The organism is Bacillus sp. RB3 (assembly GCF_030164735.1).
GTDB lineage: Bacteria > Bacillota > Bacilli > Bacillales > Bacillaceae_G > Bacillus_A > Bacillus_A cereus.
In genome coordinates, this window is sequence record NZ_JASNGE010000020.1 from 59,406 (window position 1) to 83,943 (window position 24,538).

Sequence of the window (24,538 nt, forward strand, 5' to 3'; positions counted from 1 at the left end):
TTTTAATTATCATCACTTTACAATAACTCTGTGTATTTATCAAGGGATGTTTTTTAAAATAAAATATATTCATAATTAATTCACAAAATACATTTTCTAATATATATAAGGAGATCTAATTTCATCTAGAAATGTTGTGTTTTGCATAAAAGCCACGAAGATATAAATAAAAAATAATACGATTTGCACGAAAGAATAACCATACAATGTTATCCCTCCTTTAAACACCTATTTAAGAAAAACTTAAGAAATTCACTTCTAAATTCATAAGAATTTTTTCCTATACTTAAAAATAAGTAATTTAACAAAAGGAGAAACGTTCATGAAGAAATTTGTAATTTTTATACTAGGAATAGGCCTCCCTATATACTTACTACCTTTCATATTACGTGGAGATTTAGACAGATTTAATCCGATTGCTGAAGAAAAAAATGTATATGCCGTTGCGAAAGGATATGGTGTTCCAGATTATCATCATAAAGGAAGAGCTATGTACTCACTAAAAGGTGTTGATGAATTAAGCAATGAAAAAGAATATAAAATTGGAACGAACACGCCTAATGATTTTAGAAGAAAAACTTACTTAAAAATTCATGTAAAAGGAAAGTATGTCTATTCTTACGACGTTATTTCTGAAAAGGACATTCCGGAGAAAATAAGGGGACAATTGGAGATAGCAAATAAATAAAAGAGCCAATTCATACGATTTGGCTCTTTATTCTCTCTCCCATCTACCGTTTGGATAATTCTTTCGGTAGATTTATTAAATTCGTTATCATTGTTCCAATAACCATTGCTCAATTACTTTTACTGTTTCATCTCGTTGTGCTTTTGGCGTAATTAAACTCGCATTATCACCTTTTTGCTCACCATACATACCAAAATGAGCATGATTGCCCCCTTTTATCATGTGCATAGTTGTATTTTTGGACATGAACTTTTTATTGTTTTCTATTTTTTCTACAGTTGCTAAAGCATCTACTTCCCCATAAATTGATAACATCGGAATCGATTTCGTAGAGAAGTCATCTGCAGGATACGAACCTAAGAAAATGATTCCGTCTACCTTGTCTTCATGTTGAAAGGCATACTTAGAAATCATAGCTCCTCCCATTGAATGCCCTGCAACATACCATTTTTGAACTTCCGGATACTTTTCAATTACACTGTCTACCTCATTTATTCCAAGTATCGCTAAATTTAATGGTAACTGAGGCATTACTACAAAGTGCCCATCTTTTGCAAGAGCTTCTCCTAAGTAACTATAAGCCTCAGCTTCTACTTTAGCTCCTTGATAAAAAATAACCCCTACTTTCGCATCTTTCGCTCCAAAAACGATATTATCTTCATCTTTTTTATCATCTACTAACGCCAAAGCCTCTTGCGTCGGTTTATAAGTAAACTGAGACCAAGTCAAAAAAGTAATACTTCCTATAATTAAAATAGCTAGTAAAGAGTACAGCGTAATTTTTATCCATTTCTTCACAAAGATGACCTCCATAAGATGTATATATTCCATATTTCGGATTATCATTAACACACATAAAAACTCGAGCATTTTTATTATGCTCAAGTTTTTATTTACGCCTTTAATTTATACTATAAATGGTCCAAGATAAATATGTAGCAAATGCAGTCCATAAAAAATATGGAATTAGCAACCATGTCGATACTTTAGATAAATTGGAAGAAACCGCTATGAGAAGCAACGTAGTAATAGCGACTAGTAAACAATCTATTGTTGCTAAAAACAAATTCTTTTGGCTAAATTGAAAATAGCTGAACGCTTGATTGAATATATAATTTAAAAGGAATAAAAACCAAAATGTTTTTGGCTTAAATCCATAGTTGTTGTAAATAATTGCAACTGATAATGCAATAAGTCCAAATAATACAGCCCATATCATTCCGATTGTCATACCAGGAGGTGTCCAAGACGGCTTTTCTAACGCATCATACCAAGTACGATCAATAGGGAATAAAACACTAGAAACATAAAACAAACCATATGTTAGTAAAAATACTATAATACTAGATTTTTTCATAAACATTCTCCTTTTTACTAGAAGATTATAGAAACTTTATATGATTAGTATGTCCTTATAATGGATAAAATTCTAAATACATATTGTTTAACCTATTTCATACAAATTCTTTCATATTTTTATATGCACAAAGGGCTCTATCTCGTGCTGCCTTATGTTCAACAATCGGATAAGGATATGTATTCCCAAGTTTTATATTGGATTTTTGTAAAATATGCTCAGGTGCTTCCCAAGGTTTATGTATATATTTGTTTGGGATATCTCTTAATTCTGGTACCCATCTTCTTATATACTCTCCATTTTTATCAAACTTTTCTCCTTGTGTGATAGGATTAAAAATACGAAAGTACGGTGATGCATCTGCTCCACTTCCAGCAACCCATTGCCATCCCATTGTATTATTTGCAATATCAGCATCTAGTAGTGTATCCATAAACCATTTTGCACCTTCTTGCCACGGAATTAACAAATGCTTTACAAGAAAAGAGGCTACAGCCATTCTTGCCCGATTATGCATAAAACCGGTTTGCCATAGTTCTCGCATTCCCGCATCAATAAACGGATAACCAGTTTCACCCTTCTGCCATACTCTTAATAACTCCTCTTCCTTATTCCACGGAAAATGTTCAAAGTTTTTATTAAGAGGTTTATATGCTGTAAACGGATAGTGATATAGCATATAATAAGAAAACTCTCTCCAAATTAATTGGCGTATAAAACTAATCACTTGTTTTTCAAAAAAACTACATTGTCTTTCGGTACTTTTATTTATTAAGTAGTGATACATTAACTTCACTGATATTTGGCCAAATGAAAGATATGGCGCCAACATTGAATGAGCATTTTGATTTGGAAAATCTCTTCCTTCACTATAAGAGGCTAATTTACTAGAGAAAAATTTCTTAAATGTTTTGTATGCCCCTTCCTCTGTAGGCTCCCATATTGCTTCCATATGAGATGTCCACGGTATAGTCGGCAACAAGTGTAATTCTGAGACAGATAAGCTTGCTGGTAAAGAGCTTCCCCACTTTATACTCTGTACTCTGCTAATAGGTTTAGGTATTACCTGCTTTTGAAATGCATTGTAAAAAGGCGTAAACACCTTATATTCAGTGTTATCCTTCTTTTTTATAATCCACGGTTCTAATAATAAATGCGAATTAAATTCCTTACAAATAATACCTTTATCTTCTAATATCATTTTCATTTTTTGATTAGATTTTAACCTGTCTGGATCATAACAACTATTCCAATATACAGCCGTTATATCTAATTGTTTTATGAGAGAAAGTATTTCTTCCTGTATATTTCCTTTGCGGATTATTAAAGTAGAGCCCAATGCCTTAAGTTGCTTTTGGACATCTATTATAGCATGGTGTAACCACCACTTTGCCGCACTTCCTATTGAAAAAGTTTCATCTTGTACATATACCGGAAGAACCTCCCCGGACTGAACAGCCTCAAATAGAGCTGGGTTATCATATAAACGAAAATCTTTTTGAAACATAACGATAATTTTGTTTTGCATGGCTATCCCCTCTTACTCTTAAAACATAATAGATTCTTTATGTGAATAATCCTCTTTTTTACTTTTGCATTATTATATTAATAATTCTTTGTAATCGTAAACAAACGTTTCCATAGTTATTGGACTTCTATCTAGTAAATTCGATAAATCTGATGTGACTTTTTTAGCTAACCCTAATTTTGCAGTTGTATATATTCCAATCATAACCCAAATAAAGTCACTGTTAAGTCCCTTTTGAATCATTCTTTTTCTAAATTTAAATATACTTGGATTTGTATAAGTAATATCTTTATTTATTATTTTTGAAATAATAGCAGCAACTTCATAATATGTTAATGCCTCATTTCCCGTTAAAGAATAAGCTTTAAATTCATGTCCCTCTTCGGTTAATATCTTAGCTGCAACTTCTCCAATATCCCGTACATCTATAAAACTTGTTTCCCCTTTACCAGCAGGTACTTCAATTATTTTTTCATTTCTTAATTCATCACCATGTTGTGATAATAAATTTTGCATAAAAAAACTCGGTCTTAGGAATGTGTAAGGGATCCCAGAAGCCTTTATCATAGCTTCAATTTTAGCATGAGGTACTATCGGATTTTTTTCTACACCTAATAAAGATAAAAATACAATGTGTTTTATACCTATTTCTTTTGCGGCATCTACAACAGGCTGGAAATACTTTTTTGCATCAGCTAGATGTGGTGGTCTTATTAGAAAGACTTTAGTAACACCTGTTAAAGCCGCCTTTACAGATGAAGGATTTTCAAAATCAAAATACACTCCTTCAGTTTCTCTACTGCGCGTTGTGACTTTGAAAGTAGCATTTCTTTTTATTAGGCATTTTACAACCTCTTTTCCTACATTCCCTGTAGCACCTGTTACTAAAATCATTTTAATCACCCTTTATTTTTTTGTAAATTTTGAATCATACTTTGCAAAACTCGAACTGTATTTTCTACTTCCTCTTTAGGAATACTAGCTGTAGCATTTTTTATAACTTCATCGCTTACATTTTCTATCTCCTGTATTAATGCCTTAGTTTCATCTGTTAAAAATATTAAATGTGACCGTTTATCTTTAGGATTATGTTTTATAAGAATCCATTCTTTTTGCAATAATCTTTGTATAATTCCGGTTACTGTTGGACGGTCTGCTAAGAGCCTTTCAGCAATCATAGCCGGGGTGGTTCCATTTGGATAAAGAGATATATCCTTTAACACAGACCATTGCTGAGCTGTTATTTTATATTCTTTTAATTGATTTGATAATTCTGTTTTCGTCATTATACTTACCTTGTGTAATAAATAGCCTAAATTATTCATATAACCTCCAATATAGTTAGTACACTAATTATATAGTTAGTATACTAACTATAATGTGTAATTACAAACTTCAATTAATAGTTTATATATAAAAGATGTATCAAATTCTTATTTTGTACTATTTCATATTATATTTAAAATCTTCTTTAATCCTGTTTTGCATGTATTGTACACTCTATATACAAAGGTTATTCCTTGCTGTTACTTTAAATAAGCATTTACAATTGTATCTAGCATAGGTATTTCTTATTATCCGATTAGTCATATTTATTCTTAATTCTGCAAAATAAAAAAGAAAATGGAGCGAAAGATGAAAAAACAATTTGATAAACAATCAAACTTAAATACATTTATTGATTCAACAATCCTATGGACTTTTCAAAACAAAAATGCTATAAATACACTTTTGAATGAAGGTAAGCTTATAGCCAATCCTATTTTTGTTAGTAAAGAAGATTTCACAGCATATAAATACATTGTAAGACACATGAAACAGAAAGGTATTGACTTTACTATAGATTTCCCCATTTGGGCATGGCATTCATGCAATGGTTACCAAAAGAAGCCTACTTTTGAGACTGCAAGGGAATTACTATCAGATATTCAATTAGAGAAAGAAATATACCTCATCGAATTCACATGTCCTAATTTTTTATTTATGTTAACAAACTATAGCGGATGGTGCGACATTTATTTTAAACTCACTGGCAATCCTAAAGCAAGTGTAACAAATGATGAAGAAAAATACTTATTTAACCTTTATCCTACCATTGAGGAAGAATGGGAATATCATCATATCCAAGCAACTCTACCCTACCTAAAAAAAGAATGGATTATACAAATAACAGAAATTAGTAAGATGAATGGGTTTAACAAATAATATTGTTTATAAATGCTTTATTTAAGCATTCATAAACATAACAAATAGTCACATTAAACTAATACATTTAAAATAGCGTTTTTTTACAATGGAACCCTAAATAAACTCGTTACTACTATGATTTTGCATACATGTAGCTTACTCATTTAGTTTTGGTCTAGTTTGTAAATATAAATTCAAATCCGGACTTGAACCGCTAATAATTATATCTCGAACAATTTTAGAAAGCACCATACTATATACTAATCCATTATCTCCATACGCATAGATAAAGTGACAATTTGGAAACTCTTCATACATTCCAATTATAGGTAAACCATCATGAGTACCACCATAAAAAGCACTTAAATAAAATTCAGGTTCAACTGTTATATTGGGAAAGAGCTTATTAAATTCATTTACTATTTTCTCTTTTTTATGGATTAATTTTGAATCTCTTTCTTGAGCAATGTTTGTATCTTCATCTAACCCACCTATAATAATCCTGTTATCTGCAGTAGTTCTCATATAAATATATGGTCTCGCAGTTTCCCAAATGAGAGTACGTTTATACCAAGAAGATAAATCTTCTACAGGATTAGTAACAACTGCATATGAGCTAATCAGTGTAGCGTTCTTTTCCTTTTTAAATTCCAACCCTTCATATCCTGCAGCCACAATTACTTTATTGGCAGTAATAGAATTGCCCCCCTTTGTATAAAAGATAGCACATTCTTTCTCTAACTTTTTGCCAACAATCTCTGTATCTTCATAAATTTGAACTCCTTTATTAGCAGCTTGTTCTAATAAACTATGTGTAAATTTATAAGGATTTATTTCACCATCATTATACGTATAAATAGCTGCACGTTTTTTAAATGGATATCTCTGTCCAATTTGTTCCTCTGATAGCCAAGTCGCTTTAAAATCATGCTTATGTAAATAATACAGTTCTTTTTCTAATTTCTTTATATCCTCTTCATAACTTGCATAATATAAACTGTCACGTCGTTTAAAATCAGAGCAATAAGGCAAGTTTTGATCAGCATATTCAATATCATTAATAGCTTGTTCACATAATTTCATATGCTTAACTGCATACTCTTCTCCAAATGTATTTACAAGTTCAAAAAACATCTTGTCACCTAAATATTGAATCAGTGCTGTATTTGTAAGGTTACTTCCGTGTCCTACCTTTCTTTTATCAACGACAACAATATTTAAATCTGATTCACTCAAATAGTATGCTGATTGAGCACCTGAACTTCCTGCTCCTATTATTAGTACGTCACATTTTATATCTTCTTCCAAGCGAGGATAAGAAGATGTATTAGAAAAAGTTGTGTTCCAATATAATTTCCCTTTCTGTAAATCCATTTAAAGTGCACCGTCCTAAATAAAATAGTTATATCCCCATCTGTATCTCCAAATCATTCTTACTATATACTTCTTATCAAATTTATTTTTGCTACCATTAGATTATTAATGCAATATTTTGTTCACCCATATATGGTATTAAACTAGGCTTATAAAAAGTTAATAGTATATATATTATTTATTTTCATTTAGAAATTTAAGAACTTGGTTAAAAGCTTCTTCACCTGCTGGAGTGTTCATTTTAAATTGAAATTCATGTGCTAACTCGCCAGAGATATTTTTATCAAAGAAAAGTGTATCTACAGGTATTCCTTTATTTTGTAAAGTAGAAGCTAATGCTTTACCTTGCTCTTCAAATGATGCAGTATTTCCATCTGTGATGAACGTTGGTGGGTAATCTTTTGTAACGTGTTTATAAATAGAGGCGATTTCCATTTCAGGTAATGTTTCAAATTTCTTTTTCCCAAAGTAAGCCCAGCCAGTAGTACGCATAAAGTCTTGCACTTCTTTGGATGTTTCCATTTTAGCTAATGCAGGCATATTATAAGGGCCGCAAAATAGCAATATACCTTTAATTGTAGAAGGAGCAACAACAGCGTCAATCCCGGTTAATTTCGCATAATCTGGAGATGTTTGAATAGTAACAAATTGTCCAGATATTTGCGCTCCCGCAGAATCTCCTGCAAAATATAGGTCATCTAGTTTTACATTATATTTCTTTGCATTTGCTTTTATATATTCATAAGCCTCACCAAGTTGTAGTACTGGTGTAGGATACTTTCTTTTAGGAGCAAGAGCATAATTTATATTTATCACTGTATAACCACGAGCAGCTAATTCTACTGCATAACCAGTAATGTCTGATTTATCTCCACCTACAAATCCACCCCCGTGCACCCAAAAAATAACAGGTGTTTTCCCTATAAAATTTTTGGGATAAATAATGTCTAATGTACCATCAGGAAATTTAGAATTATAATTGATATCTTTAACAATTCGTGTCTCTTTTAGAGCGTTTTTATAATTATTAGATTGAACAAACATTCCACCTTCAAATGCTTTTTTTATGAGAAACGCTTTCGGAATAGGTGAAACATTCCAAAAAACAACCCCCGCAATAATCAATCCGAAAACAATAAAAAGAGTTAGCAACATTCTTTTTTTCCATATCACTTTAGGTTTTAACTGTTTTATTCTCATAATTAAAGAATCTCCATTCTTTTTAGTAATAATCTTAAAATAAAGTGAAACTTTAATCAGCCCTCACCAATAGGGCTGCCCGTTAATACGGGATCAATCACAATATACACTTCTATTTTACGATTAACTTTATTATCACCTGCTAATCCGTCCTTAAAATTTTATGCAAAAAGTTATATATTTTTATTATGTACATATTAGGTATCTCCTATAAAACACATTAAAAATTCAAACAAAAAGAGCAAAAGATCCCCATTTATAGAAGATTTCTTTTGCTCTTTGTAAAGGACACAAGTCCAAATAAAAGTTGCTTATCTATCGATAACTTACACATAAGAATGCATTTGTTTCAGTACTTTATTAGCAAAAACTTTAACAACCGTTTCTTTTTCACCCGTTCTATCAATTATGAAACCATGAACTTCAATATCAGAAGGTACTAATGGATGATGACGGATCATATCTATACTCTTTTCAATATTTTCACTAACATTTTTTTGTGCACTCAGCCATTGATTAAGGCTACCACTTGAAAATTCAGGCATGCAATTTTTAAAGAGATAGTCTAATTCTATATTATCTTTTATGAAATCACGTTGAGTTTGTAGATTAACTGAAGAAGTTTCTTTATCCTCTATTCCGACAACAAAAATTTCTTTAACATTTTCTTGATAAATAGCAATAATAATAGATCTCATTATATCTCCATAAGGATGTACAATTACAGAATCATAGCTGTGTATAGTCAACATGTTTTCTTGTTGAATGTTAGTTACTTGTTGGATACTAGGCTCTATTCCGTGTTCAATGTCTGTTAATAATAAAACTTTTTTATTCTTTGAATTCATATGGAGCACTCCTTCTTCATTATTGTATTTATGAAACTTTTAAGCTAGTAACAATAATAATTGTTACCAGTTTTTCCAGCTTCCCTCTGGATCAACACTTGCAAGTCTAACCCATCCATTTTGAACTTTTTCTCGAAATGTGAAATCATTATTTAACAAACGTTCTATATATTCAATAGGTGCTTGAATGACAATTAGTAAACGAAGTGGTGAATGATACGTCTCACTATCTGATTGCATAACCGATTGCCAAGGTAAGCCTGGCAACAGGTCACTAGCATTCCCTTGCATAACACCGAGACCCGCCGTTACGGTTTGGGTTGTTTTATTTCCACTACCATAATAATGAGGAGCTACAGTTGATGCGTAATATTGTAGATTTATCCACTGTGCAACTGTTCCTGGTCCTGCAATAATGTTAGCTAATATATCGCCACTTTCATCCTGTTTCCAATCATAATTATGAAGGAAAGCCCTGCCTTCTAAGTCACAATCTTGAGTTAATTCACGCTGTCCGATAATAAAAGATGCATTACGCGCTAATCCCCATTCTGGACGTATTTCACTCCAATCTTCTGCAAATCGATGTGCCTCTTTACTCGGATTTTTTATTTTCGTTTTAAAATTAGGTAATTGCGTTAAACGTTCTCTATTTGCATGTTGGCTCACATTTGGCATAATCGTCTCGATACAATCAAACGCTTCTTGCGCAGTTTTCGAAAGTTCTGGGACGTAAATCCATTCCAATTCGTCCACTGTTGTTTTATGTTCAGCTGCTGCAAAAATGGTATCCTTAGGAATGTTAATGCCTTCAGCAAACAACGCCTCTCTCACTTCTGGAAGATTACATAAAGTCGCAAAAACTCTTGCATTGAATCCTCCTGCTGCTCCGCCACAAGCACCACACTCAAGTGCTGCAGCATAAGGGTTGTTCGTACTTTGACTACTATGTCCGCACATTACAACTAAAGGAGCAAATTTTTCCGTCAGTCCCACCATTTTTAAAGTTTGACGCACATAGTTCACTTTTTCTTCTTTCGTAAAACCGATAGGTATCTCACCTTTTGTGTCATGAACATAATTAAGCGAGAATGTTGTATCAGGTTTTTGTAACATAGTTTTACGAAGTTTACGAATTAAACTACCAACTCCTCTTGGGACAAAGCTTCTTGTCACCATCTGTAGACCAAGTAAAGGACCACTTAGCTCAGGTAGCGCCATACTTGTCAGTACGTTCTGTTTCATCGTTTTAAATGTATAACGCACCGAACTGCCTACCCTCTTACGTTGCTCATAAGATTTAAATTCATTTTCATCTGTAAGCTCTTTTATTTGATGCTTCGGTTTCAGTATAACTGGCAAGGAAGGATGGCTGTCATTACTACCTAGTTCACTAGTCGCAATTGGTAACCCAAAGAAACCAGCTATTCCAAACGTTTCAAACGGACCTAGTTTTTCTAAGTGGCGACGAAACGGTTCTGAACGTACATCAATACAAAATGCTAATTGAGCTAATACACGCTTTTTATCATTGGTTGCACGTTGTTTAGAAGCAATCTTCTCTCTTAATTGCTCTGCATGCGTTTGTTCCCAAGCTTCCAGCCAAAGTTTCCTGCGAATATTTTCATCAAAACGATATGCAAATGCTAACAATTCGCTTTGTTCAGCTGCAGACATTTGTGACCATTCCCGTGTTGAAATATTCCCCCAATAGATCCAAGAAGCTATAAGTGGGATGATCGAAACTTTTTTCTCAACCTTTTGATTTTTTAAAGGTAAATAAGGTTTTGCAATAGCCAGCTCCATAGAAATTCGAACTGCTAAATATTCTATTAAAAGCCCCTGTTCCTGAATTGATTGTTGTGAGCGCCATCGTATCATTCCTGCCCACCCAGGTAAAGAAAGTAAGTGCCCTTCAAGATAAGCTTGTATGTTAGATTCAGAAATTCCTAGTTCAAATAACGCTCTCGCTAAAGCTACTTCGGCATCTTGTGGCCAATCTTTTAAAACTTTACGCTCATTTTTACTGAGCGCTGGATCAAATGTAATAAGGTGTTGCCATGCACGATAAAAACCTTTCTCTCGATTTGGCATCGTCCAACTTGATCCGGAGTCATCAAGATATAATTTACACCATTTAATGATATGATAATTAAGAATATCAGATAGGTTTTCACTATTTTGATTCTCTATAAGCGAACTTATTGGCTGCATAACAGAGGCTTTCATATTTGCTGTATTTATATAACTCATTTCTTCTGCCAATTTATTTAATTCTGGCGATGATAATAGACTAGAAGGTAATTTTTCTAACTTTAAAGCCGCTTGGCAAAATCGCTCTACTTTCTCTCGCGGAATATGAAAAGATTGTGAATCCAGCCAACGAGACAAACTCATTTGTAAAAATGATTCCTCAATCTCACCTTTCGCTTTTGCCGAATGAATCATGGAAGTACTAGGATACATATCCACATTACGAGCTTCTTTTAGCCAATTTGCGACTTGTTCAAATGATTGCTTTTCAAGTCCCATCCAAGGGTGGTGAGCTGCAAACGTAGAGATAGGCCAAAGTGGTGCAATAACTCGGCTAGCAGATGCAACTAAATCATTTATATTATTTTCTTGCATATCAATGTTTGTATTTTTCTTTAATATTGACGATATGCTCATCACGAATTACCTCCCTTTGATACATAATGTTTCAGATAGCTTGGGTGACTTTCTACTGATTTTCTTCTCGCCTCACCTACTCGAACTAACCAAAGATAAAGTACAGCGAATAAAGTAGAAGATTGATGACGAGTAACGAAAGTACTAGTAACACTACTAAATAGTAAAATACATATAACAAAGATAACGGCTGGAGCTGAAGGTTGAACACTTTGATAAATATCAGTATGCAACCATTTATAAAGAGAATTATGAACGGTAAAGTAAATGAGAGAAAATCCAATCAAAACAATTACGCCAGCAATTCGTCCCATTCTTCCCTCTCCAAAAACAACAAGCTGTTTCCATGAAAAGTATAGTGACCAGCCTAAGATTAACGCACTAACTAGCTGATACCCCTCTCCAGAAGTCATAAACCAGAAAGTAATTGCTATAAATAAGCCTAAAACACGCCCGACTATAATCCATAAATTTGACATCTTTTCATTAGACTGATTCACTACCCCAAAACGTTGCACTGAAGAACCAGCTTGTAAAAACAGTGTAGCTTTAAACAAACCATGTAAAATTAAATGAATAATAGCCGCTAAATAAGCGCCTAATGCACATTGAATAAGCATAAATCCCATTTGTGCAATAGTTGAACCTACTAGCTGACGTTTATAATCAACTTGGACTAAACTAATTCCTGTTCCGATTAAGACAGAAATACTAGAGAAAATAAGTAAAATGATTTGTGCAATATCATCATGAAAAAGAGGTGAAAATCTAGTTAACATGATACCGCCAGCATTTACTAAACCCGCATGCATAATAGCAGAAACAGGAGTTGGAGCAACAGCGGACTCAATTAACCATCTTTGAAAAGGCCATTGTGCTGCTGGAATCATCACCGCTAATATAATTAATAAGTTAATTCCTGTTCTCTCCAATGTTCCATGTAGCGCTACATTTTCATTCGTTAAAACTGATGTTAATTGCCACTGTCCAGTTACTTGAAAAAGCCAAATGATAGCTGATAGCAACGCAATCCAACTTATTGTAAATAAATAGCCAGAGATTTTTGTTGCTTCACTAACTACTTTCCACCCTTTATTTAGCCCTATGAGTAGAACCAATCCTATAAGCGTTGCTCCCCAACAAATGATCATTAAACGAAGATCATCACTTAACCATGCAACCGAAGATACACCTGTAGTAAATGTAAAAAGTAAAAAGTATTTTCGATATGAGCGGTCTCCCATTAAGTAACGTACAGAAAAACGCTGAATGATTAAACCAATTGTAAGAACAAAGAAAGCCATTAACCAAGCTAAAGTATCTAGATGCCAAGGCCCCACAACTCTATCTCCATTGTTATTAACAAGTGCGAGTAAAGAAATCAATGAAGGCAAAGCAGCGATACCAATATGGATATGAACAAAACGTAAAGGCATCCTTGCATGTAAAAACAATAATCCACTTAGCCAAGAAGCACTAAGCGCTATAAAAAATAATGTTAACAGTGTTGATGAACTCAGCGAAATTAACATGTTAAATACTCCCTTCTAAGCGAAAATAACCTATAAAAATTCCTTTTAATTAAGATGTTTTTTTAAATTTCAATTTTCATTCACTCTTTTTAGTGCATCGTTTTTTCCCATAAAAAAAACCGACAACTTCCATAATTCAATGATTTTATATCATCATTGAATTATGGAGATTGTCGGTTTCCCTTCAACTAACTTCAATAAAGTTTTTTGAAGAGCTCCCATTTTATAGAGGATAATAATGTATGTATTACTCCTATTAAAAAGAAATGTATATTTCTGATCTCCTAGATTATGCAATCAATATATCAATTTATGTTATACGCTATCTTTTAATTAAGAAACTTTTTCATTTAGTCAATATTACATATTAAAAAAATGCTAAAGCGTTAATTATAGCAAACTGTTAAAATGAGCATCTATCAATTTTTTAAAACAATTATAAGATAAACCATATTAAGCAGTTTGTCAATTTATTTATCCGTTTTTTAAGAGTTATTAGAATTAAGATTTATTATACCTAAATAACTTCAAGTTTTTAATTATTAGCCTGTTAATAAAGTGCAAAACTTGTAGGTTTCTTAATCCTTCCACTAACCTTAAGGTATTTTTAAAATTTCTCCTCAAGATTATGAAGCAATTTAAAAATCATTACTCGTTCGCCTGTACGGGAGCTTATATCCGTATGAAAGCTTTTCACTTTCTCTCCAGTTAATTCTAGTATAATCTCTTTCAGATCATCAATTCCAGATTCAACTAGCTCCGAACGATTCTTCTTTATCGTTAGCATCCCGTCTTTTGTTTCGCAAACACTATATTCAGCTGGCGTTAAAACACCTTGTAAATTTACGATAATCATATCCCGTAATATATCTGTCTTAACGGATATAGACCCGCGTCCTAGGTAGTCCTTTTCCCAGTGAGTAATTGCTTTGCTTATCTCTGATTCAATAGAGCCTTTTGAGCTTTTCATCTATGTATCCTCCTTCAATAAAATAAATTTACAATAACAATATAATAATCCGGATTGATTTTATTTTCAATTATTGAGAAGAATTTATTGGGATTGCAAAAAAGAACTCTTATAAAATTAAGAGTCCCTTTTACATTAAATGCGCTTTTCCTTAGTAATGTAACGCAAAATAGCACTTAGGCATTTGTAGATTTATACAACATATTTCGAAGCAGAATACAAATAAACCCTAATACTAATGCAAACATGCCTACAAATAAAATATATTTCGTTCCAATTTGTGCAATAATTATCCCTGCGATCCCAGTACCAATTGTAGTCCCTAAATTACAAGAAGTTAAAAATAATCCATTAGCGAAATCTGGTGAATTAGGTGCTGAAGACATCATCCAATATTGATTGACATTACCACCAATCCCGCCAAAAACACCCCAAATTACAATGAAAATTGCAGTTGGTATCGCAAGATCTGATACAAAGAAAAAGGCAAAATATAATATCATTAGAGCAATGGGATAAATGATTACCGTACGGACAGGAGCTATTGTCAGTAATCTCCCTGCAAGAATATTCCCGATAATATTTGCTAACCCATAAACAAATAGCATGATACTTATCATATACGGCGACATTTTCGTAACTACATCTAAATATTCGGCTAGATAACTATAAATTCCAAATACCGCTCCATTTAAAAAAGTTACAGCAAGTATGGATAGCCATGTGATACCTTTCGTTAAAATCTTAAGCTGCGAACCATAAGAAAGCTTTTCCTGAACAGGCATAGAGGGAATAAATACGATTGTCATAATAAACGCAAAAATATTAACAAGTGCAAAAAATGTTAATGATATTTCAAGTGTAAATACATTTGCTAAAAAGTTGACAATCGGTACACCTAAAACCATACCAGCTGAAACCCCAATAAACACTTTGGCAACTGCTTTTGGAGCTTCTTTTGCACTAACTGAAGTTGCTGCTACTGATAAAGCCATCGATACGTACACTGGATGAAAGAAAGCCGGAATTACTCGTGCAACTAAAGCAACTGTAAAATTCGCTGTAAAAATTGAAATAACGTTGCCGATAATAAAGATTGCTAGTACGAACAACATAACCGTTTTTCGATTTACACCCGAAAAAACTAAAGGAAGCGTTGGAGCCGCAATGGCAATGGCGAGCGCGAACAAACTAACCATTAAACTTACCTTCGAAACACTTACATCAAAATGATCTGATAATGCCGGAAGCAAGCCAATATATCCCATTTCAGTATTAAGAATACCGAAAACCCCTACTGCTAATATAAAAATTAATACACTTTTTGAATTCTTCATAAAAAACACTTCAACTCCTCTTTCACTTCTTATCAACGCTTTTGGTAATGTGATTATAAAATGGTATTATTGAGATAACAAATACCTATATTGAATACATTTCCATAACAAATAGGCATACGAAGGAGAAGAGTTTTTTGGACATACGTGTATTACGCTACTTCATTGCGGTAGCAACGCAAGAGAATATATCTGCTGCTGCAAATGCATTGCATTTATCTCAACCTACATTATCAAGACAGTTAAACAACCTGGAAGAAGAGCTTGGAACTACTTTATTTGTGCGAGGAAATCGAAAAATCACTTTAACAGACGAAGGTATGTTTTTATTAGATCGAGCAAAAGAAATTGTGGATTTAGTAGAAAAAACAGAAGCTAATTTTAACCAAAAATCTGAAATTATTAGTGGAGAAATTCATATTGGAGCTGGAGAAACAGAGGCAATGCAGTTCATTGCACAAACTATAAAAAAAGTTGTTGCCCATCACCCTAACATTAAATTTCATTTATATAGCGGCAACGCTGATGACATTACAACAAAATTAGATAGTGGTTTATTAGATTTTGGTATCGTTATTGAGCCAGCAAATAAACAAAAATATGACTACTTAAAGTTGCCAGCTACTGATGTATGGGGCGTACTTATGCGAAAAGACAGTCCCTTAGCGGAAAAAGCTTATATCCATCCAACAGACTTACTAAATAAACCTCTTATCATATCAAGACAAACGGCTGTAAGTAATGAATTATCAGGATGGCTTGGAGAGGAAATTGAAAACTTGAATGTTATAGGTACATATAATTTACTCTATAATGCATCCTTACTCGTAAAAGAAAATATAGGCTACGCATTATGTATTGATAAGCTTATGAATACGTCTGAGGAAAGTACACTTTGCTTCCGCCCCCTATCTCCTAAGCTAGAGGCTGGACTAAATATTCTTTGGAAAAAACATCAAACATTTTCAAGTGCTACAAAGATTTTTCTAACATATTTGCGAGGAGGTATGTAAATATTTTCTTACAAAAACTACATGTTTGAAAAGCGGCATAACCTTCTTTCTAGGATAAATTTTTAGAACGAAACACATATACACAAATGTAATACATCAATGAGATAAAAAAGGATTCCCCACGAACGGGGAACCCTTTTTTATTATATACATCTCATCTTGAGATAACTATTCCTTGATTATTTCTTAATTTTTTCTTTTGCTTTTTCTGGAACATCACTTTCTTTTACTTCTTCTAATGAAAAAACATAACCTCCTTTTACTCAAACTTTTATATAAGTATCTTGATATTCATGTTGGCCAGTAATCCCTACCTTAATTACCGATTCTTTTCCTGATTCATCCACTCCATTTAGCATATACATAAATCTTCTAGGGTAATCAAGGTCAGGGGCAGCTGGTCCCTTAGTAAGAGCATAGACATCTTTTTCTATCACAAGTGGATTATATCTATCTATAATTTCGTTTTCTGTAAAAGTTAATCCCGAACACACTATAATTAGCACTACAACTACTCCAGCAATTTTAAATAATAATTCTTTCATGTTTAAATTTCACCTTTCGTTAATTAATATATTTATAATAATATTTATATTTTTAAATTTTAAAATGATAAATATGTTGTATAAGACCTTTCTAAATATAATGGGTATATCTTAATAAAAAGTAAATAAATAACTTAAGTTTTTCTTAATCTCCCATAATGAGTCATTATCATAACGGACATAGACACTGTAACAGTGAATAAGAGCTATCGAAAAAATAAAGTTACCTCTCTAAGGAGCTACCTGTAGCAAAAGAAAAAGACGATTTCTTTATCGTATAGGAAATCGACTTTTGGCTTAATTATTGATTTAGTAATAAAAACACCTTTTTAAAATAACTATGTTTATACTATAGACGTTGATCTTTTTGGAAGTTTAGACGAAAATGATCCTCGTCATTATATACCCCAAATCCATACCCTTGCTCTTTATAAAATTTAATAATTTCAGGAAGGGCTTGTAATGTTTGCGCCTTTTCATGCATTAAAACAACTTCTACTTCTTCTGTTGTCTGTTTCTTTACATTATCGATAATCTGAGTTGGATTATCTTTTAATTTCCAATCATTTGAGTCTATTGTCCAATCCCAAACTTTTATTGCTGCTTCTACAATTTGGTTACGAATTTCCTCACCCTTTAATCCTGGTGCAGATCCATATGGCGGACGAACTAATTTAGGAGTTGTACCCGTAATATTATGGATAAGAGCTAACGTTTCTTTCATCTCCGGTACAAATTGTCCTTTTTTGTATAGCTTATCACTATTATGTGTCATACTATGAGCACCAATATAATGTCCTTCTTTTACCGCTCGTTTTACGTTTTCCTGAAAACCTGTATTTTGTAAATTGCTACCTTGCATAAAAAATGTCGAGGCGACATGTTGCTCTTTTAGTACATCTAAAAATTTCCCAGTTAGTTCGCTAGGACCATCATCGAATGTTAAATAAACAACCTTTCCCACCGGTTTTCCATCAGGTCTTTTCTGTTTTGCTGGTGGTGTTTCTTTTTTCTTTTCTTGTTGTTGCGTGTTAACTTGATTACTACTTTCGTTAGCTATTCCCTTCGCTGGGATAGAGTTCCATTTTCCAATTAAAAAGAAGGTGAAAAAGGTCGTTGCTAAAACAACTCCTAGAGATATTATTACCTTAGTTAGTCGACTTGTTTTTTTCTTACTTTGTGATTCTTTCATTATTTTTCGATCCTTTCCCTATTAATTTTTATATTCATTATTTATACAGCTGAGCATTAACTCCAGCTGATGTTTACAATAAATAGATTAATAGAGGAAGGTGAAGATAAAATGCAGATCATGTCGAATTTAGTTAAAGAATAACGTATGGCATCCACTCTTTAAAAAAATATTTGTTTCTCTACTACAGTTAAATTTAAAAACTGGATATACATCCAAAATAAAAGATACTACCCTTTCTAAACAATATTTTCATATCAAGATAACAACATGCTGGTATAAAGATAAAATACAAAGATAGCCGTACTATTGAAATTCTATTATAATTTTGTAATTGGAATTCATTTGAACCAAATGAAGAACTAGAAGAAATATTATCATGTGGAGGTGCCCCGATGAACCTTGTAATTAGAGAGTTAGAAACAAATGATTTAGATAATCTCCCGGAGATTGATGACAGTTTTATAGTGAATGCTCGGTTAATTCTTTCTCTTTCCAAAGGAAATAAACGTATAGAATATACAGTAGAAGACGTTCCGAGTTATGAAAAAAGTTATTTACAAAATCAAGATGATAATGAAGAACTGGCTTACAATGAATATATAAATAAACCTAATCAAGTCATTTACATAGCACTGTTACATAACCAAATCATTGGATTAATGGTATTGAAAAAGAATTGGAACCACTATGCTTACATAGAAGATATAACGGTAGATAAAAAATATCGTACACTCGGAGTTGGTAAAAGATTAGTTGATCAAGCAAAGCAGTGGGCAAAAAAAGGCAATATGCCAGGTATCATGCTTGAAACGCAAAATAATAATGTCGCAGCATGTAAGTTCTATGAAAAATGCGAATTTGTAATTGGTGGGTGTGATTTTCTTGTTTATAGAGGTTTGGATATTGAAAATGATGAAGTTGCAATTTATTGGTATTTGCATTTCAAATGAAACTGTTTTTAACATTAAACAAAGTCAAAATAAAAACCCAATCTCTCTATATTAAAATTGAGAAACTGGGGTTAAGTTATTTAACCATATTTTTTATTTAAAACAAATAACTAATTAATAATCCTGCTGATAATAAGAAGCCAAAAATCGTATTTGTCATCGCTGTTGATTTCATTGCGATGCGCATATACCCAGGATCCTTTGCCCCTTTTTGGAAACTTTGAATCGCAGAAATTGGCTTTCTCAAACCTAGGAACATAACTAATGCCCAAGGGCTTATATAACCCATTAATACAATTACGGCAATCCATAAATACGCAATGAAAAAGGCTACCGCTAGTGTTACCACAGCTTTCTCTCTTCCAAGGAGGATTACTAATGTCTTTCTTCCACCTTTAATATCTTCTTCGATATCTCGGATGTTATTTGACATATTGATTGCACCGACTAAAATTCCAATTGGAATGGAAATCAATACACTTTCAATCGTTATCGTATTCGTTTGAATAAAGAAAGCAATGAGTACAAAACATGTCCCCATTAACAATCCGGAAACTAATTCTCCAAACGGGGTGTACGCAATTGGTAATGGACCGCCTGTATATAAATAGCCAACTGCCATCCCAATTAAACCAATGACAACTAACCACCAGCTGCTATTCATACAAATATAAATGCCGATAAGTGCTGCTACGACATACAATAAAAGCGCAACTGTTAAAACATTTTTTGGCTTCAATCCATGACGGACAATTCCGCCACCGATGCCAACGGATTCAGCAGTGTCTAATCCACGTTTAAAATCATAGTACTCATTAAATAAGTTCGTTGCTATTTGCAATGCTAAACATGCAACCATCATCGCAATAAATAACAGCCAATCAATTTTAGCAACATAAAGTGATGCCACTGTCCCTAAAATTACAGGAGAAAACGTCGCCGTTAACGTATGCGGGCGCGTCATCTTCCATATTAATTTAGCGGAACTAATTTCTTTTTCTGTCCCCATAACTCTGTTCAATCTCCCTACATTTTAAGTATAAATTACTAGCAGTATCTTTCTATCTATTTCCTGCCACGCATCCATTCATTATATCAATAAATGATTATCCTTTCTAACAAATCAACTTTTAATAAAGTAAAAATTATAAAATGAAACTTTACCATTTTCACATAATATTCTGTATTATTTTTAAGAGTGGTTTTAAAGCGAAATGATAAGTAAATGAAATACATAATAAAAAAGAGTCAATCTCCAGCACAATAGAAGATTGACTCTTTCCTTTATTTACTCCCTTGTTTCAGAGAATCGCTTTATACGTTCACCAATTTCATCACGAACACGTTGAAATTCAGACCACTCTTTTCCTGCTGGATCGTCGAATCCCCAGTGAACACGATTTACATGCGGCGGAGTAGATGGACATACAGCATCTGCATGACTACACAGCGTAACGACTAAATCAGCACTATTTAAAATATTTGCATCAATTATATCTGATGTTTGATTTGTTATGTCGATATTTACTTCGTTCATTGCTTTAATTGCATTTGGATTTACTCCATGTGCTTCGATTCCTGCCGAATACACATTCCACTTATCTCCTAAATATTTCTTCCCCCACGCTTCTGCCATTTGGCTTCGGCACGAATTTCCTGTGCATAAGAAATAAATTGTCTTTTTGTTTTCCATGTTGTTTTCCGCCTTTGTTTTTAAATTATACTGGTTGATCATTAAAATATTTACGCTTAAACCAAAAAGCGACGTTTACAAGCGCAATCATTACAGGTACTTCCACTAACGGCCCAATAACAGCTGCAAATGCTGCACCTGAATGAATACCAAACACCCCAACTGCTACAGCAATCGCTAGCTCAAAGTTATTACTACCTGCTGTAAATGCTAACGTTGTAGTCACTGGATAGTTTGCACCAATTTTTCTTCCCATAAAGAAAGAAACAAAAAACATGACAATAAAATAGATTAATAACGGAATTGCTATTCTTACTACATCTAATGGTACGCTAACAATCATTTCCCCTTTTAAAGAGAACATAACGATGATTGTAAATAGCAATGCAAGTAATGTAAGTGGACTAATTTTAGGTATAAACACCTTTTCATACCACTGTCTTCCTTTTAACTTAACTAGTACAAAGCGTGTCAACATACCTGCTATAAAAGGAATTCCCAAATAGATAAATACTGATTTTGCTACTTCTATCATTGTAATATCGACAATAGCCCCTTCAATCCCTAACCATTCTGGAATTACAGTTACAAATACGTATGCATAAACTGAGAAAAAAAGCATTTGGAATACCGAATTAAAAGCAACTAAACCTGCCGCATACTCTTTATCCCCATCAGCAAGATCGTTCCAAACAATAACCATTGCAATACAACGTGCTAATCCAATCATAATGAGACCAACCATGTATTCTGGTTTATCAGGAAGAAAAATAATTGCTAACACAAACATAAGTACCGGACCGATAATCCAGTTTTGTACTAAAGATAGAACTAACACTTTTACATCTTTAAATACTCGGCCCATTTCCTCATAGCGAACTTTCGCTAATGGTGGATACATCATTACAATTAAACCAACAGCAAGTGGAATAGACGTCGTTCCAACTTGTAATGTATGTAGTCCGTCTACTACACTAGGAAACACAAACCCTAAACCAATCCCAACAGCCATCGCTAGAAAGATCCATAGTGTTAAATAGCGGTCTAGAAAAGATAAACGTTTCATTTTATTTTCCAGCTCCTATTAACAACAAGAATTTTTTTCTACTACTTTAGAAGTCGTACAACAAGATGGATCTTCTATTTTGTGAACATCACTATCTGCTTTTGTATAAAAGAACTCCCACTCATTACCATCGGGATCCGTTACCCAAAACTTATCTTGTACTGCATAGCAACAAGTCGTATCCATCTCATCACGCGCGAAGAAACCTTCTTTTTCTAATCGTTCTTTATGCAATGTAATTTCTTCAGCTGTATCTACTTGGAAACCGAAATGATTTACTTGGTTTCCCTTCACTTCATCTCTTACGTTCAGCGTGAAGTTAAGTCCTGGCGTCTCTAATAAAAATTTTGCATAATCCACCTTCACCTTAACTGGTGATACACAAAATACCTTTTCATAAAATTCAATAGACTTCTCTAAATTCGTAACGTTTATACCGACGTGAACATATCTCATACCTTATTCCTCCTTTATATATATCTTTAATCAATTTTTTTTGATTAATAGTGCAAAATTTTAACAGCAGCTACCTTTTCCTGTTTTTCTAAAGATACAACACAATTCTTCTGATAATAAATTATTCACTTCCGCATCATTTAAATCATAATAACTCCACGTACCTTTTGTTTCTTTTACAATTAAACCTGCATCTAATAAGATCTTTAAATGATAGGACAACTTAGATTGCGTCATTTCAAAAACTTCTGTCAAATCACATACACACGTCTGGCCTCGCTGGCAAAGCTCATACATGATTTCTAAACGTTTTTGATCAGCCAACGCTTTAAACTTTTTCTCATATAACTGAAAATTTCGTGCCACTGTAGTTCACTTCCCTTCATCAACTTTTTTTGATGTTTATAGTATATACGCTAGTGAGTTTATTATGCAACTTATTAATCAATTTTTTTTGATTTAGAAAAACTTCCTCCCATTATATCTTTGCTACAACTAAAAAGGACCCCAGCCTTTTCAAAAATGAAAAACTACGGTTCTTTTTACAACTTAATAGTTACAATATTTCCGAGAAATGGAGTCTCTATAACTATTTTAAATTTTAATTTGATCATTATAGAGTAGTGCCCCATCACCATCAATCTAAGAAAAACAAATACCCCAAAATGAGAAAAATCGATATAACTCTTCGGTAAATAAAGATAACTCTTGTTTTTAGTGCATAATCATAAAAAGCACGTCACCCTTTCTCATTAACATAAGAGAATAGTAACGTGCTTTCAATTTCAAAAATAGTCTAAATCCTTAAGTTGATGGTTGTGGGGCGGGCCCCAATAAGAACGGTATCTAAGATTGTATGAAAGGTGTTAGTTCCATTCAAAAGGCCTCAGCCGACGATTAACTCAAGTACCGGTTTCGGATGACTCCCATGTGATGAAGTTCGTGTCCTGCGATGCCGTACACGAGGGCGCGCGCCGTAATGCTTAGGTTGTTGGCTGTACCCTTGCGGTTCCACGCCTCCGCCGGTAGCCCGCGCAGCAATGTGATCGTTGATTGCCGGACGGCCTGGTAGTCTTCGGCCAGTTGCGCGATTGTCCAGCTTCCGAAAGGAGGCATGAACAATTCCTGATCGAAACCGGTCAGCGGCGTCTGGTCCCCTCTTGCGAACCGGAGCAGGCGGTAGGTTATGACGCGTTCCGCGTCTGTAATGTGGCCCACAACTTCTTTCAGCGTCCATTTTCCTTCCGCATACCGATATGCGGCCTGGCTTTCGGTCAACGATGCCAGGAGCTCGGTCATTTGCTTTTCCTGGGCGAGCAGAATGTCGATGATGTTACCGTCTGGCACCAAACGGATATATTCGCCGGAGCTCCCAGCGTATTCTTCTTCTGAAGGTCTTTGATTCATGCGTAGTCACCTCTTTATGTATATATAGAAAATTATAGGACTCGTCTATGTCTAATCAATTCGCGAAATGATAGAACTTTCCTTCTAATAATTGAGGATAAGCAACTATTTAGTCAGTCAGTCGCCACACTATCCTGATTCGTTAGCACAATAAGCAACGCTAATCAATAATGCATAAAAATTATCTGTTATACAATATTTCAAAGTTATTAATATATAAAGGTAACACCTTCTTTTTTTAATTTAAAGATGAATTTTCAATTATATTTTGAAATAGACCGAAGTAAAACACACTAGTCTAACTACTTTTCTATACAAGATTTTATGCAAAAAAGAATAGCGAAGACCCTAGAATCCCCGCTATATCAATGATGTATAAAATCTTGTATAAGAGATAGATAGACATAGAGACAAAAAATTTAGTAAAAATAAGGATGCTATGAAAAACTTGCTTCCAATAACGAAAAATATGGTGCGACAAGAAGTCGCATTCCCACAGGGTAGCTTCTGCTACTAGATTAG

The 24,538-nt window shown here is 33.4% G+C and carries 23 protein-coding genes and 1 pseudogene; 4 read left to right on the forward strand and 20 right to left on the reverse strand.

What is annotated here, in order from left to right; all coding sequences use genetic code 11:
- Window positions 1-322 precede the first annotated feature (322 nt).
- On the forward strand, window positions 323-688 hold the full coding sequence (locus QO049_RS21660; protein ID WP_000714895.1) for a YxeA family protein: 366 nt from the start codon (window positions 323-325) through the stop codon (window positions 686-688).
- An 87-nt stretch (window positions 689-775) separates the two neighbouring features.
- Here QO049_RS21660 and QO049_RS21665 read toward each other — a convergent pair whose 3' ends face one another.
- The 5 genes from QO049_RS21665 to QO049_RS21685 all read right to left on the reverse strand — a co-directional run bounded on the left by QO049_RS21665 (window position 776) and on the right by QO049_RS21685 (window position 4,898).
- On the reverse strand, window positions 776-1,486 hold the full coding sequence (locus QO049_RS21665; protein WP_246960471.1) for an alpha/beta hydrolase: 711 nt from the start codon (window positions 1,484-1,486) through the stop codon (window positions 776-778).
- 103 nt (window positions 1,487-1,589) lie between these two features.
- Window positions 1,590-2,045, reverse strand: coding sequence for a TspO/MBR family protein (locus QO049_RS21670; protein ID WP_000749742.1), 456 nt, complete (start codon window positions 2,043-2,045; stop codon window positions 1,590-1,592).
- Window positions 2,046-2,142: 97 nt separating this feature from the next.
- Window positions 2,143-3,573: a cryptochrome/photolyase family protein gene (locus QO049_RS21675; RefSeq protein WP_284489440.1), complete on the reverse strand. Its 1,431-nt coding sequence runs from the start codon at window positions 3,571-3,573 to the stop codon at window positions 2,143-2,145.
- A 72-nt stretch (window positions 3,574-3,645) separates the two neighbouring features.
- Window positions 3,646-4,467 carry an SDR family oxidoreductase gene (locus tag QO049_RS21680; RefSeq protein WP_000604773.1) on the reverse strand — a complete coding sequence of 274 codons (822 nt, stop codon included), beginning with the start codon at window positions 4,465-4,467 and terminating at the stop codon, window positions 3,646-3,648.
- Between the two features lie 5 nt (window positions 4,468-4,472).
- Complete coding sequence (locus QO049_RS21685) at window positions 4,473-4,898, reverse strand: MarR family winged helix-turn-helix transcriptional regulator (RefSeq protein ID WP_001061039.1); 426 nt, start codon at window positions 4,896-4,898, stop codon at window positions 4,473-4,475.
- 310 nt (window positions 4,899-5,208) lie between these two features.
- Between QO049_RS21685 and QO049_RS21690 the strand changes: the two genes are divergently transcribed.
- A complete protein-coding gene (locus QO049_RS21690) occupies window positions 5,209-5,778 on the forward strand; it encodes a DUF3841 domain-containing protein (RefSeq protein ID WP_098876213.1) in 570 nt (189 codons plus the stop codon).
- A gap of 138 nt (window positions 5,779-5,916) precedes the next feature.
- Here the strand turns inward: QO049_RS21690 and QO049_RS21695 are convergent, their stop codons facing one another.
- The 7 genes from QO049_RS21695 to QO049_RS21725 all read right to left on the reverse strand — a co-directional run bounded on the left by QO049_RS21695 (window position 5,917) and on the right by QO049_RS21725 (window position 15,691).
- Window positions 5,917-7,134 carry an NAD(P)/FAD-dependent oxidoreductase gene (locus QO049_RS21695; RefSeq protein WP_284489441.1) on the reverse strand — a complete coding sequence of 406 codons (1,218 nt, stop codon included), beginning with the start codon at window positions 7,132-7,134 and terminating at the stop codon, window positions 5,917-5,919.
- 174 nt (window positions 7,135-7,308) lie between these two features.
- Window positions 7,309-8,334 carry an alpha/beta hydrolase gene (locus QO049_RS21700; RefSeq protein ID WP_053514248.1) on the reverse strand — a complete coding sequence of 342 codons (1,026 nt, stop codon included), beginning with the start codon at window positions 8,332-8,334 and terminating at the stop codon, window positions 7,309-7,311.
- Between the two features lie 326 nt (window positions 8,335-8,660).
- Entirely contained in the window at window positions 8,661-9,182 is a 522-nt protein-coding gene (locus QO049_RS21705) for a carbonic anhydrase (protein ID WP_001086248.1), read from the reverse strand.
- Between the two features lie 63 nt (window positions 9,183-9,245).
- Window positions 9,246-11,852, reverse strand: coding sequence for a DUF2309 domain-containing protein (locus QO049_RS21710; protein WP_284489442.1), 2,607 nt, complete (start codon window positions 11,850-11,852; stop codon window positions 9,246-9,248).
- Window positions 11,852-13,384 (reverse strand): NADH dehydrogenase subunit 5, encoded by a 1,533-nt coding sequence (locus tag QO049_RS21715; RefSeq protein WP_246960480.1) that lies wholly within the window; start codon window positions 13,382-13,384, stop codon window positions 11,852-11,854. The genes QO049_RS21710 and QO049_RS21715 overlap by 1 nt, the downstream gene beginning before the upstream one ends.
- Window positions 13,385-13,991: 607 nt before the next feature.
- Complete coding sequence (locus QO049_RS21720) at window positions 13,992-14,354, reverse strand: Na-translocating system protein MpsC family protein (protein ID WP_000842548.1); 363 nt, start codon at window positions 14,352-14,354, stop codon at window positions 13,992-13,994.
- Between the two features lie 176 nt (window positions 14,355-14,530).
- On the reverse strand, window positions 14,531-15,691 hold the full coding sequence (locus QO049_RS21725) for an MFS transporter (RefSeq protein WP_170950078.1): 1,161 nt from the start codon (window positions 15,689-15,691) through the stop codon (window positions 14,531-14,533).
- A 137-nt stretch (window positions 15,692-15,828) separates the two neighbouring features.
- Here QO049_RS21725 and QO049_RS21730 point away from each other — a divergent pair, with 137 nt between their 5' ends.
- The gene (locus QO049_RS21730) at window positions 15,829-16,704 is read left to right on the forward strand and encodes a LysR family transcriptional regulator (protein ID WP_048657121.1); all 876 of its coding nucleotides are present in this window, start codon (window positions 15,829-15,831) and stop codon (window positions 16,702-16,704) included.
- 179 nt (window positions 16,705-16,883) lie between these two features.
- Here the strand turns inward: QO049_RS21730 and QO049_RS21735 are convergent.
- A pseudogene (locus QO049_RS21735) lies at window positions 16,884-17,249 on the reverse strand (YxeA family protein).
- Window positions 17,250-17,598: 349 nt separating this feature from the next.
- On the reverse strand, window positions 17,599-18,441 hold the full coding sequence (locus QO049_RS21740; RefSeq protein WP_000665174.1) for a polysaccharide deacetylase family protein: 843 nt from the start codon (window positions 18,439-18,441) through the stop codon (window positions 17,599-17,601).
- Between the two features lie 395 nt (window positions 18,442-18,836).
- Here QO049_RS21740 and satA point away from each other — a divergent pair, with 395 nt between their 5' ends.
- Window positions 18,837-19,394, forward strand: coding sequence for a streptothricin N-acetyltransferase SatA (satA, locus tag QO049_RS21745; RefSeq protein ID WP_284489443.1), 558 nt, complete (start codon window positions 18,837-18,839; stop codon window positions 19,392-19,394).
- A gap of 97 nt (window positions 19,395-19,491) precedes the next feature.
- On the opposite strand, the gene menA is transcribed toward satA, so the two are convergent.
- The 6 genes from menA to QO049_RS21775 all read right to left on the reverse strand — a co-directional run bounded on the left by menA (window position 19,492) and on the right by QO049_RS21775 (window position 24,016).
- Complete coding sequence (menA, locus tag QO049_RS21750; RefSeq protein WP_070756708.1) at window positions 19,492-20,403, reverse strand: 1,4-dihydroxy-2-naphthoate polyprenyltransferase; 912 nt, start codon at window positions 20,401-20,403, stop codon at window positions 19,492-19,494.
- Window positions 20,404-20,682: 279 nt separating this feature from the next.
- Window positions 20,683-21,087 (reverse strand): arsenate reductase (thioredoxin), encoded by a 405-nt coding sequence (gene arsC, locus QO049_RS21755; protein WP_098364440.1) that lies wholly within the window; start codon window positions 21,085-21,087, stop codon window positions 20,683-20,685.
- A 25-nt stretch (window positions 21,088-21,112) separates the two neighbouring features.
- A complete protein-coding gene (gene arsB, locus QO049_RS21760) occupies window positions 21,113-22,153 on the reverse strand; it encodes an ACR3 family arsenite efflux transporter (protein WP_098348622.1) in 1,041 nt (346 codons plus the stop codon).
- A gap of 18 nt (window positions 22,154-22,171) precedes the next feature.
- Window positions 22,172-22,609: an ArsI/CadI family heavy metal resistance metalloenzyme gene (locus tag QO049_RS21765; RefSeq protein WP_065703702.1), complete on the reverse strand. Its 438-nt coding sequence runs from the start codon at window positions 22,607-22,609 to the stop codon at window positions 22,172-22,174.
- 60 nt (window positions 22,610-22,669) lie between these two features.
- Window positions 22,670-22,975 carry an arsenical resistance operon transcriptional regulator ArsR gene (arsR, locus tag QO049_RS21770; RefSeq protein ID WP_048568424.1) on the reverse strand — a complete coding sequence of 102 codons (306 nt, stop codon included), beginning with the start codon at window positions 22,973-22,975 and terminating at the stop codon, window positions 22,670-22,672.
- 531 nt (window positions 22,976-23,506) lie between these two features.
- On the reverse strand, window positions 23,507-24,016 hold the full coding sequence (locus QO049_RS21775) for a DinB family protein (protein ID WP_284489444.1): 510 nt from the start codon (window positions 24,014-24,016) through the stop codon (window positions 23,507-23,509).
- Window positions 24,017-24,538: the final 522 nt, after the last annotated feature.

What these genes read in the sequence shown, in the direction of transcription:
- QO049_RS21775 (WP_284489444.1), bottom strand. Translation starts at nt 24,016, where the DNA reads ATGAATCAAAGACCTTCAGAAGAAGAATACGCTGGGAGCTCCGGCGAA.
- QO049_RS21715 (WP_246960480.1), bottom strand. Translation starts at nt 13,384, where the DNA reads ATGTTAATTTCGCTGAGTTCATCAACACTGTTAACATTATTTTTTATA.
- QO049_RS21695 (WP_284489441.1), bottom strand. Translation starts at nt 7,134, where the DNA reads ATGGATTTACAGAAAGGGAAATTATATTGGAACACAACTTTTTCTAAT.
- QO049_RS21670 (WP_000749742.1), bottom strand. Translation starts at nt 2,045, where the DNA reads ATGAAAAAATCTAGTATTATAGTATTTTTACTAACATATGGTTTGTTT.
- QO049_RS21660 (WP_000714895.1), top strand. Translation starts at nt 323, where the DNA reads ATGAAGAAATTTGTAATTTTTATACTAGGAATAGGCCTCCCTATATAC.
- menA (WP_070756708.1), bottom strand. Translation starts at nt 20,403, where the DNA reads ATGGGGACAGAAAAAGAAATTAGTTCCGCTAAATTAATATGGAAGATG.
- arsB (WP_098348622.1), bottom strand. Translation starts at nt 22,153, where the DNA reads ATGAAACGTTTATCTTTTCTAGACCGCTATTTAACACTATGGATCTTT.
- QO049_RS21690 (WP_098876213.1), top strand. Translation starts at nt 5,209, where the DNA reads ATGAAAAAACAATTTGATAAACAATCAAACTTAAATACATTTATTGAT.
- QO049_RS21725 (WP_170950078.1), bottom strand. Translation starts at nt 15,691, where the DNA reads ATGAAGAATTCAAAAAGTGTATTAATTTTTATATTAGCAGTAGGGGTT.
- QO049_RS21720 (WP_000842548.1), bottom strand. Translation starts at nt 14,354, where the DNA reads ATGAAAAGCTCAAAAGGCTCTATTGAATCAGAGATAAGCAAAGCAATT.
- arsC (WP_098364440.1), bottom strand. Translation starts at nt 21,087, where the DNA reads ATGGAAAACAAAAAGACAATTTATTTCTTATGCACAGGAAATTCGTGC.
- QO049_RS21705 (WP_001086248.1), bottom strand. Translation starts at nt 9,182, where the DNA reads ATGAATTCAAAGAATAAAAAAGTTTTATTATTAACAGACATTGAACAC.
- QO049_RS21680 (WP_000604773.1), bottom strand. Translation starts at nt 4,467, where the DNA reads ATGATTTTAGTAACAGGTGCTACAGGGAATGTAGGAAAAGAGGTTGTA.
- QO049_RS21710 (WP_284489442.1), bottom strand. Translation starts at nt 11,852, where the DNA reads ATGAGCATATCGTCAATATTAAAGAAAAATACAAACATTGATATGCAA.
- QO049_RS21740 (WP_000665174.1), bottom strand. Translation starts at nt 18,441, where the DNA reads ATGAAAGAATCACAAAGTAAGAAAAAAACAAGTCGACTAACTAAGGTA.
- QO049_RS21765 (WP_065703702.1), bottom strand. Translation starts at nt 22,609, where the DNA reads ATGAGATATGTTCACGTCGGTATAAACGTTACGAATTTAGAGAAGTCT.
- satA (WP_284489443.1), top strand. Translation starts at nt 18,837, where the DNA reads ATGAACCTTGTAATTAGAGAGTTAGAAACAAATGATTTAGATAATCTC.
- QO049_RS21685 (WP_001061039.1), bottom strand. Translation starts at nt 4,898, where the DNA reads ATGAATAATTTAGGCTATTTATTACACAAGGTAAGTATAATGACGAAA.
- QO049_RS21700 (WP_053514248.1), bottom strand. Translation starts at nt 8,334, where the DNA reads ATGAGAATAAAACAGTTAAAACCTAAAGTGATATGGAAAAAAAGAATG.
- QO049_RS21675 (WP_284489440.1), bottom strand. Translation starts at nt 3,573, where the DNA reads ATGCAAAACAAAATTATCGTTATGTTTCAAAAAGATTTTCGTTTATAT.